We start from the raw sequence: 13356 nt of genomic DNA, 5'->3' as shown, positions 1-13356 counted from the left end.
CTCACGTTCTTATGTAGGGCATCGTTTCCGCCCACCCACAGGACCCCCGCCTCATGATCTTCAACGCCTTCGAACGCATGGTCGCGATGCGTTACCTTCGGGCGCGCCGCCAGGAAGGGTTCATCTCGGTCATCGCGGGGTTCTCGCTGCTGGGCATCGCGCTCGGCGTGGCGACGCTCATCATCGTAATGGCGGTGATGAACGGCTTCCGGGCGGAGCTGCTGGGCCGGGTGCTCGGCCTCAACGGGCATTTGAACGTCTACAACATGCGCGGCGGCCCGCTGCCGGACTTCGACATCCTGGCCGGCAAGCTGCGCAACACGCCGGGCGTGGTGAACGTCACCCCGACGGTGGAGGGGCAGGCGCTGGTTTCGGTGCGCGGGGTCGCCTCCGGTGCCGTCATCCGCGGCGTGCGGCCGGAGGATTTCCGGGTGCGGCCGACGCTCGCCAACAACATCATCCGCGGCTCGGTGGATGAGTTCGGCGATGACCGCGTCGCGATCGGCGTGCGCATGGCCCAGCGGTTGGGCCTGAGCATCGGCGACCAGATCACGCTGATCGCGCCGCAGGGCAACGTCACCGCCTTCGGCACCGTGCCGCGGATGCGCAGCTATCCCATCGGCGCGATCTTCGACGTCGGCATGTTCGAATACGACAACAGCTTCATCTTCCTGCCGCTGGAGGAGGCGCAGGCCTTCTTCCGCACCGGCGACGCCGTGACCTCGCTGGAGGTCTTCGTCAGCGACCCGATGCAGATCGCGTCCGCCCGCGCCGCCGTCCAGTCGGTGGTGGCGGGGGAGGGCAGAGTGGTCGACTGGCAGCAGTCGAACGCCAGCTTCTTCACCGCGCTGCAGGTCGAACGCAACGTGATGTTCCTGATCCTGTCGCTGATCATCATGGTGGCGGCCTTCAACATCATCTCCAGCCTGATCATGCTGGTGAAGGACAAGGGGCGCGACATCGCGATCCTGCGCACCATGGGGGCGACGCGCGGCATGATCATGCGCATCTTCTTCCTGTCCGGCGCCAGCGTCGGGGTGACGGGGACCTTGCTGGGACTTGCGCTCGGCGTGTCCTTCGCGCTGAACATCGAGAGCATCCGGCAGGTCATCCAGGGTCTGACCGGCACCAACCTGTTCAATGCCGAGATCTATTTCCTGTCCCACCTGCCGGCGAAGATCGACTGGAGCGAGGTCATTCAGGTGACGCTGATGGCGCTCGGCCTGTCCTTCGCCGCCACCATCTACCCGTCCTGGCGCGCCGCCCGGCTCGATCCGGTGGAGGCCCTGCGCTATGAGTGACGTTGTCATGCAGCCGATGCTGGAACTGAAGGGCATCGTCCGCCGCTTCGAACAGGCGGGCGAGACGCTGGAGGTGCTGCGCGGGGTCGACCTGACCGTCGGCGCCGGCGAGCTGGTGGCGCTGGTCGGCCCGTCGGGTGCCGGCAAATCGACGCTGCTGCACATCGCCGGCCTGCTGGAACGGCCGACCGACGGCGTCGTGCGCATCGCCGGAACCGACGTGTCAAATCTGGACGACGGCAAGCGGACCGAGGTGCGGCGGCGCTCCATCGGCTTCGTCTATCAGTTCCACCACCTGCTGCCGGAATTCTCGGCGCGGGAGAACATCGTCCTGCCGCAGATGATCGCCGGCGTGTCGAAGTCGGTCGCCCGCCAGCGCGCGGACGAGCTTCTGCGCATGGTCGGGCTGGAGCAGCGCGGCACCCACCGGCCGGCCCGCCTGTCCGGCGGCGAGCAGCAGCGCGTCGCCATCGCCCGCGCGCTCGCCAACGCCCCGTCGCTGCTGATCGCCGACGAGCCGACCGGCAACCTCGACCCCCACACGGCGGAGCATGTCTTCGCCATGCTGTCGGCCATCGTCCGGCAGGCCAAGGTCGGGGCTCTGGTGGCGACCCACAATCTCGACCTCGCCCGCCGCATGGACCGGGTTCTGGAGATGCGCGACGGCCATCTGGTGGAGTATCAGCCGTCGGAACTGGTCCCGCTGAGCGAGGTGGCGCCGGAAGCCTCCTAAGCGGCGTCATAGGCCGAAAGCGGATCCGCCCCCACGGTTGCCAAGCCGGTACGGCGCCCCCACTCTCATGCGCGACCGCACCGGCTGAGCTGCGGCACCGACAAGACAGGGGGCATCGGGGATGGACCAGCGGATCATCGACCTCTACGACGAATACACCCATGCGCCGCTGCCGCGCCGGGTCTTCCTGGAGCGGCTGGCGGGGCTGGCGGGTAGCGCTGCGGCCATTCCCGCGATCCTGGCGGCGATCGAGCCGAACTATGCCCGCGCGGCCATCGTCGGTGAGGACGACACTCGTCTGGCGGCGGAAGAGATCAGTTTCCAGGGGGCGACCGGGGACGTGTCAGGCTATCTCGCCCGGCCCAAGCTGATCGACAAGGCTCCGGCGGTGCTGGTCATCCACGAGAACCGCGGCCTGAACGCCTACGTCAAGGACGTCACCCGGCGCCTTGCCACCGAAGGCTTCGTGGCGATGGCGCCGGACCTGCTGTCGCCGCTGGGCGGCACCCCGCAGGACGCAGACAAGGCCCGCGACATGATCGGCCAGCTCGACGCCGACAAGACGGTCAACAATCTGATCGCCGGCATGAGCTATCTGATGGCCTACCGCTATTCCTCGGCCAAGGTCGGGGCGGTCGGCTTCTGCTGGGGCGGCGGCATGATCAACCGGCTGGCGATCAAGGCGCCCGACCTGAAGGCCGGCGTCGCCTTCTACGGCCCGACCCCCGATCCGGCGCTGGTCGGTACGGTGAAGTCGCCGCTGCTGCTGCACTATGCCGGGCTGGACCAGCGCATCAATGCCGGCATCCCCGCTTACGACGAGGCGCTGAAGAAGGCCGGCGTCGAGCACCAGATTTTTGTGTACGAGGGCGTCAACCACGCCTTCCACAACGACACCTCGGCCGAGCGCTACAACAAGGAGGCCGCCGATCTGGCCTGGAAGCGTACGGTGGAGTTCCTGAAGGCGAAGCTGGCGTAGGGGAGTGCTCTTGCCCCCTCCCTAACCCTCCCCCGCTTCGCGGGAGAGGGAACTGCCGCCGCTCCTTTGCAGAATTCCCGCAAGCGTCCTGCCCCCTCTCCCGCGAAGCGGGGGAGGGATGGGGAGGGGGCATTCAGCCCACCACCTCCGCCGTCTCCACCACCGTCGCGTACTCCCCATCCATGTTAGCGAGCGACAGGTCGTGGACCTCGTCGGCCGTCCGCAGCCTCCCTGACCGATCGAGCCGGGCGAAGGTGAAGCAGGCGTCGGCCACCAGACGCACGTCGTAGCCGAGGTTGCCGGCCATCCGCACCGTCGCCTCGACGCTGTTGTTGGTGATGACGCCGGCCACCACCAGCGTACCTATGCCGCGGGCGCGCAGCCAGTCGTCCAGACCGGTGCCAATGAAGGCGCTGTTCACCCGCTTGCCGATCACCGTCTCGCCGGGCAGCGGCATCGCCTCCGCCTTGAAGGCGTGGCCGGGGCCGCCGGGGCGGTAGGTGGACTCCGGCTCCGTCGAATCGTGGCGGACATGGACGATGGGCCGCCCCTCCCGCCGCCAAGCGGCCAGCAAGGCGGCGATGTTGGTCTCCGCCTGCGGATTGTTGCGCGGGCCGACGAGGCTCCAGCGCGGGTCGTCGATGGCCTGTTGCAGGTCGACGATCAGCAAAGCGGTGTTGGCGGGCAGGAGAGTTGGCAGGTTTTCCATGCCGACGATCCTGCCGCGATAGTCCATCGCGTGACAAGTCCGCCGGTTTCTGGCTCTAATCCGGCGCTCGCCCCTCGTTTCCCGTTCCATGCGCTCGTCCGGAGGCGCCGTGCTCGCATCCCCCCTGTCCTTACTCGCCGTCGCCGCCGGAGGTGCCGCCGGATCGGTGGCGCGTTACCTGACGCTGCTGCTGGTCGCGCAGTGGGTCGGCACCCGCTTTCCGATGGGGACGATCATCGTCAACGTGATCGGCTGCACGGCGATGGGCGTGCTGTCCGAACTGGCGAGCCTGACATGGTCGCCGCCGCCGGAAATCCGCGCCCTGATCATGGTGGGCGTGCTGGGCGGCTTCACCACCTTCTCCTCCTTCACGTTGGACATCGGCGTCCTCGTCGCCCGCGACGAGATCGCCGCGGCGGCGGGATACTTCCTCGCTTCGACGCTGTTCAGCGTGGTGGGCTTCTTTGCCGGCCTGTGGGCCGTGCGTTCTCTTGTTTCGGTGTCCCTCTGATGACTGACTCTCCCGATCACGCCGATATGCCGTCGACCGAAGCCAAAAGCGACAGCAAGGTCGAAACCCGCATCGTCACGGCCGACGAGGCCGACATGCGGCTCGACCGCTGGTTCAAGCGGCATTTCCCCGACGTGAACCACAGCTATCTGCAGAAGCTGCTGCGCACCGGTCAGGTCCGCATCGACGGCAAGCGGGCGGAGACGTCGTCGCGGCTGGCGGCCGGGCAGGGCGTGCGCATCCCGCCGCTGGCCGCCTGGGCCGCTCCGGTCAAGGGGCCGAATCCGGGGGCGGGCAAGCCCAAGGGCATGTCGGACAAGCAGATAGCCGAGTTGCAGGCGCTGGTGCTCTACCGCGACGCCGACGTCATCGCCATCAACAAGCCGGCCGGTCTGGCGGTGCAGGGCGGCACCGGCACCTCCAAGCATCTGGACGCCATGCTGGACGCCCTGCGCTTCGACGGCAACGAGCGGCCGAAGCTGGTCCACCGGCTGGACAAGGACACCTCGGGCGTGCTGCTGCTGGCCCGCACCACCTTCGCCGCCAGCAAGCTGACGGAACTGTTCCGCGGCAGCGCCGTGCGCAAGATCTACTGGGCCGTCACCGTCGGCGTGCCGTCGCCCTACCAGGGCAAGATCGACCTCGCGCTGGCCAAGGAAGGCGGCCCGCATGGCGAGCGGGTGGCCGAGAACAAGGAAGAGGGCAAGCGCGCCGTCACCGTCTATTCGGTGCAGGAGAATGTCGGCAAGCAGGCGGCCTTCGTTGCCATGTGGCCGCTGACCGGCCGCACCCACCAGCTGCGCGTCCACATGGCCGCCGTCGGCACGCCGATCCTGGGCGACGGCAAATATGCCGGGCAGGGCGCCTTCCTGGCCGGGGCGGAGGTGGCGAAGAAGCTGCACCTGCATGCCCGCCGGCTGATCCTGCCGCACCCGCGCGGCGGCAAGACCATCGACGTGACGGCGCCGCTGCCCGACCACATGCAGGCGACCTGGAAATATTTCGGCTTCAGCCCCAACCTGCGCGACGACCCGTTCGAGGATTTCGAATAATGGCGCCCCCTCTGCGCCTTGCCCTGTTCGACTGCGACGGCACGCTGGTCGACAGCCAGTTCGCCATCATCGACGCCATGACCCAGGCCTGGGCAGAGCATGGGCTGGGCGAACCGGACCCGGCCGATGTCCGCCGCATGGTCGGGCTGTCGCTGGTCGAAGCGGTGGCCCTGCTGCTGCCGCAGCGGGACGCAGACCTGCATGTGGCGGTGGCGGAGAGCTACAAGCGCGCCTTCTCCTCCGCCCGCAGCCGCGGCGAGGTGGACGAGCCGCTGTTCCCCGGCATCGTCGACACGCTGACGGCGCTGGAGGAGGCCGGCGTGCTGCTGGGCGTCGCCACCGGCAAGTCGCGGCGCGGGCTGGATGCGGTGCTGAAGGGCCATGGGCTGACCGGCAGGTTCGTCACGCTGCAGACCGCCGATATCGGTCCCGGCAAGCCCAACCCGCACATGGTGCAGCGTGCGCTGGCGGAGACCGGTGCGGACGAGGCGGCGACGGTTGTGATCGGCGACACCACCTACGACATTCAGATGGCCCGCAACGCGCGGGTGCGGTCGGTCGGCGTCTCCTGGGGCTACCACGCGGTGCCGGAGCTGGAGCGGGCCGGGGCCGACCGCATCGTCCACCGCGGACGTGATGTCGCCACCGCGGTGCTGGAGCTTTTGGAAGGGTAAGCGATGAAGCGTTTCTACAAGGCTGCGGGCGTCGGCGAGACCGAGGGCGGTTTCCAGGTCGAACTGGACGGACGTCCGGTGCGCAGCCCGGCCAAGGCGGCGCTGGTCTTCTCCAGCCGGCCGCTGGCCCAGGGGGTGGCGGATGAGTGGGCGGCGCAGGGCGACCAGATCGACGCCCATTCGATGCCGCTGATGCAGCTTTCGAGCACCGCGATCGACCTGATCCCGGCCAAGCGGCCGGATATCGTCCAGGCCATCAGCGCCTATGCCGGCACCGACCTGCTGTGCTACCGCGCAGAGCATCCCCAGCCGCTGGTGGAGCGGCAGGCTCAGCTATGGCAGCCGCTGCTGGATTGGGCGGCGCTGACCTATGATGCGCCGCTGCATGTCTGCGCCGGGCTGATGCCCAAGCCGCAGCCGGAGGAGGCGCTGGCCGCCCTGCGCCGGGTGGTGGAGCAGACCGATGACTGGTATCTGTCGGCGCTGCAGACCGCGACCGGCGTCTGCGGGTCGATCATCGTGGCGCTGGCCCTGCTGGAAGGCCGCCTCAGCGCCGAAGAAGCGTTCGAGGTCTCGCAGCTGGACGAGACCTATCAGATCGAGCAATGGGGCGAAGACGCCGAGGCCACGAAGCGCCGCGCCAACGTGCGCGCGGAGATCGTGGCCTGCAGGCGGTTCGTGGATCTGCTGCGGGGGTGAGGTGTGGGGGCGTCGGCCCCCCACACCGTCAGGAACCCCTTACTTCGTGGTGGTGGTGCCGGTCGTCGAACCCGCGGTCGGGGCGGCGCCCGGCGCGACTGTTTCGGTCTCGGCCGGCTTCCGGTTCTTGTTCAGCGACGTCATGGTGTCGTCATACTTGAACTCCGGCATCGCCTTCACGTCGTCGCGGCTCATGCCGGCCAGGTTCAGGCGGTTGTTCTGCGAATCCCAGTTGGCGGCGCTGTAATCGACGGCGACCTGCTTCTCGCCGATGCCGAGGAAGCCGCCGGAGCTGACGACCAGCTGCTTGGCCTTGCCGTCGGCGTCGAGGATGACGTCGTCGACTTCACCGATCTTGTTGTTGTCGCGGCCATACACGTTCTTGCCGATCAGTTCGTCGGCGCTGGCCAGCTGGCCGCCCATGCCGCCGGACGTCGCGGCACTGCCGGAGGTCATGCTGTCCGACTTGGTGGCGTCGGACTTCATCGTATCCGACGTCGTACCGGTCTTGGCTCCGTCCGGGGCCGCGGTGTTGGACATGCTGGAGGTGGAGGAAGACGGATTGCCCACGGTCGGCGAAGTGGTCTGTGCGACGGCGGCGCCGGTCATGAGAGCCAGCGAAGCGGCGGAAGCGATCAGGATGCGACGCATGGGGATGGCTCCTTTGTCGTTGTGTCGAGGACACGAGGTTCGTGTGTCGAGAGACATCGGAACAACAGCGACGGAGCCCGTTTTATTTCACCTTCCGGGAATTCTTTTGGTGAGGGACTACCCCTTTGAGGTGTGATCCCAGTCCGGTGCATGCGGAATCAACGCCACCGAACCGGCCTGGAAGGTTAGCCCGTTCTCGGCCGCGCGCTGCACGTCCTCCAGCCGCAGCAGGGCGAGCGCGACGCCATCGCGGGCGCTGCGGACCTCGCCGGCATCCTTGCCGTCGAGCGTCACCGGCGTGCCCGCTTCCGGCGTCGGACCATCGAAGGTCATGGGGAACAGCTTCTTCTTGATGAGAGCGCGGTACTTGGTGCGGGCGGTCAGCTCCTGCCCCATGTAGCAGCCCTTGTCCCAGGAGATGGCGTTCAGCGCGTCCATCCGGCTTTCCAGCGGGATCGACTTCTCCGGGATCAGGTCAAGCGTGCCGTCGGGAACGCCGAGCGACAGGCGCATCCGGTCGTAATCCGCGGCGTCACGCCGTGCCAATCCCGCCGACTCCAATGCCGCTAACCCGTCGGCCGGCAGGAACAGGCGCGCGCCCAAAGCCGGCAGCCGCGGATCGGTGAAGGCGACGCCGCCGGCGAAGGGCCGCGCCGCACCCGCTTCCGCCGGCAGCCCCAGCGCCTCCAGCGCGCCGTCCCCGAAGACGACGGCCACGCGCAACCGGTCCGCCCGGTCTTCGAGGGCGATCTTCGACCGCAGCTTGTACATCTTCAGCCGCCGCAGCAGGTCGGCGCGCCGGTCCGTTTCCGGGTCCAGCAGCAGGACGGCGTCCCCGCCGCTGTCCGACTCGACCATGCTGAAATCATGCAGGAACTTGCCCTGCGGGGTCAGGAACAGGGCATAGGCGGCATGGTCGGGTGTGACCCGCAGCACGTCGTTGGACACCAGCCCCTGCAGGAAGGCCTTGCGGTCCTCGCCCGAAACCGCCACCACGCTCCGCTGGTCCAGCACTGCGTAACCCGCCGACATCCTAGCCTCCACGTCATCCGATGGTCTGGAGTGTTGGGCCGAACGGGCCCGCTGGCAAGAGTCTGCCGTTTTGCGGAGGGCTGGGTTGCGGGGGCCGACTGTGGCATGATGACCAAAGCGGCAGATGCATCACCGTTGGGCAGAGGATCGGTTGTTGACGGCCGGTGGTGCCGCCGGATTACTCTGTTGGTAGCGGTGGCACGGCTTTGGCAATGCCATGCAGGTTTGACCTTTTCCCGGATTGCTCCTCCTTGCCTTCGCACGCCGAGACCTTACCCCCGGACGCTCCGCCGCCCCGACTGGAGCTGCGCGGCATCACCAAGCGATTCCCCGGCTGTCTGGCCAACGACCATGTCGACCTTGTCCTGCAACCGGGCGAGATCCATGCGCTGCTGGGCGAGAACGGGGCCGGCAAGTCCACCCTGGTCAAGATGATCTACGGGGTGCTGCACCCCGATTCCGGCACGATGCTGTGGCAGGGGGCGGAGACGACGGTGCCCGATCCGGCCGGTGCGCGGCGGCTCGGCATCGGCATGGTGTTCCAGCATTTCTCGCTGTTCGACACGCTGACGGTGACGGAGAACATCGCACTTGGCCTCGACAATGCCGGGCCGATGGACCAGCTCGCCGGCCGCATTCGCGAGGTGTCCGAACGCTATGGGCTGGCGCTCGACCCCGGCCGCCATGTCTTCCACCTGTCGGTGGGCGAGCGGCAGCGGGTGGAGATCGTGCGCTGCCTGCTGCAGGACCCGAAGCTGCTGATCATGGACGAGCCGACCTCGGTCCTGACGCCGCAGGAGGCCGCCAAGCTGTTCGAGACGCTGCGCGTCCTGGCGGCGGAGGGCTGCACGATCCTCTACATCTCGCACAAGCTGGAGGAAATCCGCGCGCTGTGCAGCCGCGCCACCGTTCTGCGGGCCGGCAAGGTGGTGGGCGCAGCCGATCCGCGGCAGGAAACCGCCCGCAGCCTTGCCGAGATGATGATGGGGGCGGAGCTGTTCACCCCGGAACGGCCGCCGCAGAGCGCCGCCGGGGCCGCACGCCTGTCGGTGCGGCACCTATCCACCACCTCCGACAACCCCTTCGCCACCAACCTCAAGGATGTCAGCTTCGAGGTGCGGGCGGGCGAGATCCTGGGCATCGCCGGTGTCGCCGGCAACGGGCAGGCCGAGCTGATGGCGGCGCTCAGCGGCGAGGTGCTGCTGGCCGACGCGGGCGCCGTGGTGATCGAGGGTACGTCGGCCGGTCATCTGGGGCCGCGGGCGCGCCGGGAACTCGGCCTCGCCTTCGTGCCGGAGGAACGGCTGGGCCGCGGCGCCGTGCCGGAACTGAGTTTGTCGGAGAATGCACTGCTGTCAGGCTATGCCCGCGAGCCGCTGGTGCGCGGCGGCATGGTCCATTTCGCCCGTGCCCGCGCCTATGCCGAGACCATCATCCGCGGCTTCAACGTCGTCGCCCATGGCCATCGGGCGGAGGCGCGGTCGCTGTCCGGCGGCAACCTGCAGAAATTCATCATCGGCCGCGAGATCCTGCAAAAGCCCAAGCTTCTGGTCGTCGGGCAGCCGACCTGGGGCGTCGATGCCGGTGCCGCGGCCGCCATCCACAAGGCGCTGATCGATCTGGCGCGGTCGGGTGCGGCGGTGCTGGTCATCAGCCAGGATTTGGACGAGCTGTTCGTGCTGAGCGACCGGATTTCCGTGCTGTTCCACGGCCGCCTGTCCGACAGCCGGCCCACACATGAAACTACGGTGGAGCGCATCGGCCTGCTGATGGGCGGCCTGTTCGGCACGCCGCCGGACGAAGACGGGGAGATCACGCGTGCGGTCTGATGGGTATTTGAGCGCCGGAGACGCCGCATGAGCTTCATCCGTCTCGAGCCGCGCGGGCAGGCGTCGAAGACCATGGTCTATGTCACACCGCTGCTGGCGGTGGCGCTGACCCTGCTCAGCGGCTTCATCCTGTTCATGGCGATGGGCTTCGACCCGCTGAAGGCGCTCTATGCCTTCTTCGTCGCGCCGCTGACCTCGGTCCGTGGGCTGGGCGAGCTGGTGGTGAAGGCGACGCCGTTGGTGCTCTGCGCCGTGGGTCTCGCCATCGGCTTCCGCGCCAATGTCTGGAACATCGGCGCCGAAGGACAGCTGACGCTGGGCGCCATCACCGGCGGCGGGCTGGCGCTGGCCTTCTATGGCGAGGGCGGCTGGTGGCTGCTGCCGCTGATGGTGATCGGCGGGGCCATCGGCGGGGCGGCCTGGGCGGCGGTGCCGGCCTATCTGCGGCTGCGATTCAACGCCAGCGAGATCCTGACCAGCCTGATGCTGAACTATGTGGCCCTGCTGCTGCTGAACTATCTGGTCCATGGCCCCTACCGTGACCCGGACGGCTTCGCTTTCCCCGAATCGCGGCTGTTCGAGGCCGACGCCACGCTGCCGATCCTGTGGGCGGGGACGCGCGTCCATCTGGGGGCGCTGTTCGCCCTGCTGGCCGTGGCCGGCGGCTGGCTGCTGATCGCGCGGACCTTCATCGGCTTCCAGATCAAGGTGATCGGCCTGACCCCGGCCGCCGCCGGCTATGCCGGCTTCGACCAGAAGCGCATCGTCTGGCTGACGCTGCTGTTGTCCGGCGCGCTCGCCGGCATCGCCGGCATGGGGGAGATCGCCGGTCCGATCGGCCAGATCACCGCCAGCATCTCGCCCGGCTACGGCTATACCGCCATCATCGTCGCCTTCCTGGGCCGGCTGCATCCGGTCGGCATCCTGCTGGCGGCGCTGCTGATGGCGCTGTCCTTCATCGGCGGCGAGGCGGCGCAGATCGCCATGGGCCTGCCCAAGGCCATCACCGGAGTGTTCCAGGGCATGCTTCTGTTCTTCCTGCTGGCAAGCGACGTGCTGATCCGCTACCGGGTCCGCTTCGGCGCGCGGAGGGCCGTGGCATGACCGACCTTGCCCTGATCGGCCCGATCCTGGCCGCCATGTTCGCGGCGGCGACGCCGCTGCTGTTCGCCGCGCTGGGCGAACTGGTGGTCGAGAAGTCGGGCGTCCTCAACCTGGGTGTCGAGGGCATGATGCTGGTCGGTGCCGTCTGCGGCTTTGCCGTGACCGTGCAGACCGGCAGCGCGACCACCGGCTTCCTCGTCGCCGCGCTGGCCGGTGCCGCCACCGCCTCGCTGTTCGCGGTGCTGACCCTGTTCCTGCTGGCCAACCAGGTGGCGACCGGGCTGGCGCTCACCCTGTTCGGCGTCGGCCTGTCGGCGCTGATCGGCCAGGGATTCGTCGGCATCCCGCTGGACGGGCTGCCGAAGTTGTATATCCCCGGCCTGACCGACCTGCCGGTGGTGGGGCAGGCGGTGTTCGGACAGGACGTGATGGTCTATCTGGCGGTGGCCGCCGTGCCGCTGGTGCATCTGTTCCTCTACCGCACCCGCGTCGGTCTGGTGCTGCGCGCGGTGGGGGAAAACCACACGGCCGCCCATGCGCTTGGCTATAAGGTGCTGCGCATCCGCTTCCTTGCCGTGCTGTTCGGCGGGGCCATGGCCGGGCTGGGCGGTGCCTTCCTGTCGATGGACTACACGCCGATGTGGGCGGAGAACATGACGTCGGGCCGCGGCTGGATCGCGCTGGCGCTGGTGGTCTTCGCCACCTGGAAACCGGCGCGCGCCATGCTGGGCGCCTGGCTGTTCGGCGGCGTCACCATCCTGCAGCTGCACGTCCAGGGACTGGGCATCGACGTGCCGTCGCAGCTCTTGTCGATGCTGCCGTATCTGGCTACCGTTCTGGTTCTGGTGCTGATTTCGCGGGACGTCGCCCGCATCCGCCTGAACGCGCCGGCCTGTCTGGGAAAACTGTTTCATCCCGATGCTTGACGCGTCGTTTTGAAATCGAAACAAAGCCCATATCTAAAGACATCAAGAACAAGGAGCGTCGACGTGAACAGAAGGACGATGGGCAAGGCGGTGCTTGGCTTGGCCGGTGCCGCGGTCGCGCTGAGCGTGGGCATGGGATCCGCCTTCGCGCAGGAGAAGCTGAAGGTCGGATTCGTCTATGTCGGCCCGGTCAGCGACCACGGCTACAGCTATCAGCACGACCAGGGCCGTCTGGCCGTGGAGAAGGCGCTGGGCGACAAGGTCACCACCACCTTCGTCGAAAACGTGCCGGAAGGCGCCGATGCGGAGCGCGTGATCGAGCAGCTGGCCGCCAGCGGCCACAAGCTGATCTTCACCACGTCCTTCGGCTTCATGAACCCGACGCTGAAGGTGGCCAAGCGCCATCCCGATGTGAAGTTCGAGCACGCCACCGGCTACAAGCGCGCCGAGAACGTCGCCACCTATTCGGGCCGCTTCTACGAGGCCCGCACGGTGGTCGGCGCCATCGCCGGCAAGATGACCAAGTCGAACATCATCGGCTATATCGGCTCCTACCCGATTCCCGAGGTGGTCGGCGGCATCAACGCCTTCACCATCGCGCTGCGCGAGCAGAACCCGAAGGCCGAGGTCCGCGTGGTCTGGGTCAACAGCTGGTACGACCCCGGCAAGGAGGCCGAGGCGGCCAAGGCGCTGATCGACCAGGGCGCCGACGTGATCGTCCAGCACACTGACAGCCCGGCCCCGATCCAGACCGCGCAGGAGCGCGGGCTGTGGTCGGTCGGCCAGTCGTCCGACATGACCCGCTTCGGTCCGAAGTCGCACCTGACCGCGATCGTCGAGGACTGGAACGGCTATTACGTCGACCGCGTCAAGGCGGTGCTGGACGGCACCTGGAAGCCGATCGACACCTGGGGCGGGATCAAGACCGGCATGGTCGAACTGGCACCCTATAACCCGGCCATCCCGGCCGACGTCGTGAAGCTGGCCGACCAGATCAAGGCCGACATCGTGTCGGGCAAGCGCCACTCCTTCCAGGGCCCGGTCAAGGACCAGTCCGGCAAGGTCGTGATCCCGGAAGGCAAGCATGCCACCGACGAACAGATCCTGAAGATGGACTGGTATGTCGAGGGCGTGCAGGGCAAGGTTCCGAAGTAAG

At 67.9% G+C, this 13356-nt stretch carries 14 protein-coding genes and 1 pseudogene; 12 read left to right on the top strand and 3 right to left on the bottom strand.

All coding sequences use genetic code 11. The features are described 5' to 3' along the window. The first annotated feature begins 53 nt into the window (after window positions 1-53). The 4 genes and pseudogenes from B9N97_RS22445 (at window position 54) to B9N97_RS22435 (ending at window position 3013) form a co-directional block, all read left to right on the top strand. On the top strand, window positions 54-1301 hold the full coding sequence (locus tag B9N97_RS22445; RefSeq protein WP_085089933.1) for a lipoprotein-releasing ABC transporter permease subunit: 1248 nt from the start codon (window positions 54-56) through the stop codon (window positions 1299-1301). Beyond that, entirely contained in the window at window positions 1294-2034 is a 741-nt protein-coding gene (locus tag B9N97_RS22440; RefSeq protein WP_085089932.1) for an ABC transporter ATP-binding protein, read from the top strand. Before B9N97_RS22445 ends, B9N97_RS22440 begins: the two co-directional genes overlap by 8 nt. A 112-nt stretch (window positions 2035-2146) precedes the next feature. Next, window positions 2147-2224, top strand: a pseudogene (locus B9N97_RS37050) (hypothetical protein); the annotation flags it as partial. A gap of 150 nt (window positions 2225-2374) precedes the next feature. Next, window positions 2375-3013 (top strand): dienelactone hydrolase family protein, encoded by a 639-nt coding sequence (locus tag B9N97_RS22435; RefSeq protein ID WP_432264204.1) that lies wholly within the window; start codon window positions 2375-2377, stop codon window positions 3011-3013. Window positions 3014-3146: 133 nt separating this feature from the next. Here B9N97_RS22435 and B9N97_RS22430 read toward each other — a convergent pair whose 3' ends face one another. Further along, window positions 3147-3722: a cysteine hydrolase family protein gene (locus B9N97_RS22430; RefSeq protein ID WP_244560843.1), complete on the bottom strand. Its 576-nt coding sequence runs from the start codon at window positions 3720-3722 to the stop codon at window positions 3147-3149. A 109-nt stretch (window positions 3723-3831) separates the two neighbouring features. On the opposite strand from B9N97_RS22430, the gene B9N97_RS22425 reads away from it, so the two are divergent. The 4 genes from B9N97_RS22425 to B9N97_RS22410 are packed head-to-tail and all read left to right on the top strand — an operon-like array spanning window position 3832 to window position 6658. Continuing rightward, a complete protein-coding gene (locus tag B9N97_RS22425; RefSeq protein ID WP_085089929.1) occupies window positions 3832-4233 on the top strand; it encodes a CrcB family protein in 402 nt (133 codons plus the stop codon). Continuing rightward, a complete protein-coding gene (locus tag B9N97_RS22420; RefSeq protein WP_085089928.1) occupies window positions 4233-5285 on the top strand; it encodes an RluA family pseudouridine synthase in 1053 nt (350 codons plus the stop codon). The genes B9N97_RS22425 and B9N97_RS22420 overlap by 1 nt, the downstream gene beginning before the upstream one ends. Next, a complete protein-coding gene (locus tag B9N97_RS22415) occupies window positions 5285-5959 on the top strand; it encodes an HAD-IA family hydrolase (protein ID WP_085089927.1) in 675 nt (224 codons plus the stop codon). Before B9N97_RS22420 ends, B9N97_RS22415 begins: the two co-directional genes overlap by 1 nt. Window positions 5960-5962: 3 nt before the next feature. Continuing rightward, window positions 5963-6658 carry an ATP12 family chaperone protein gene (locus B9N97_RS22410; protein ID WP_085089926.1) on the top strand — a complete coding sequence of 232 codons (696 nt, stop codon included), beginning with the start codon at window positions 5963-5965 and terminating at the stop codon, window positions 6656-6658. Between the two features lie 39 nt (window positions 6659-6697). Here the strand turns inward: B9N97_RS22410 and B9N97_RS22405 are convergent, their stop codons facing one another. Further along, window positions 6698-7309 (bottom strand): PRC-barrel domain-containing protein, encoded by a 612-nt coding sequence (locus B9N97_RS22405; protein ID WP_085089925.1) that lies wholly within the window; start codon window positions 7307-7309, stop codon window positions 6698-6700. Between the two features lie 117 nt (window positions 7310-7426). Then, complete coding sequence (locus tag B9N97_RS22400) at window positions 7427-8341, bottom strand: CAF17-like 4Fe-4S cluster assembly/insertion protein YgfZ (RefSeq protein WP_085089924.1); 915 nt, start codon at window positions 8339-8341, stop codon at window positions 7427-7429. A gap of 251 nt (window positions 8342-8592) precedes the next feature. Between B9N97_RS22400 and B9N97_RS22395 the strand changes: the two genes are divergently transcribed. The 4 genes from B9N97_RS22395 to B9N97_RS22380 all read left to right on the top strand — a co-directional run bounded on the left by B9N97_RS22395 (window position 8593) and on the right by B9N97_RS22380 (window position 13355). After that, entirely contained in the window at window positions 8593-10170 is a 1578-nt protein-coding gene (locus B9N97_RS22395) for an ABC transporter ATP-binding protein (protein WP_085089923.1), read from the top strand. Window positions 10171-10197: 27 nt separating this feature from the next. Further along, a complete protein-coding gene (locus tag B9N97_RS22390; RefSeq protein WP_085089922.1) occupies window positions 10198-11274 on the top strand; it encodes an ABC transporter permease in 1077 nt (358 codons plus the stop codon). Then, window positions 11271-12200, top strand: coding sequence for an ABC transporter permease (locus B9N97_RS22385; protein WP_085089921.1), 930 nt, complete (start codon window positions 11271-11273; stop codon window positions 12198-12200). The genes B9N97_RS22390 and B9N97_RS22385 overlap by 4 nt, the downstream gene beginning before the upstream one ends. Window positions 12201-12278: 78 nt before the next feature. Further along, entirely contained in the window at window positions 12279-13355 is a 1077-nt protein-coding gene (locus tag B9N97_RS22380; RefSeq protein WP_085089920.1) for a BMP family ABC transporter substrate-binding protein, read from the top strand. The last annotated feature ends 1 nt before the right edge of the window (window position 13356 follow it).

Origin of the sequence: Azospirillum oryzae (assembly GCF_900177515.1) — a bacterium.
GTDB lineage: Bacteria > Pseudomonadota > Alphaproteobacteria > Azospirillales > Azospirillaceae > Azospirillum > Azospirillum oryzae_A.
This window is presented reverse-complemented; position numbering and strand designations above follow the sequence as displayed.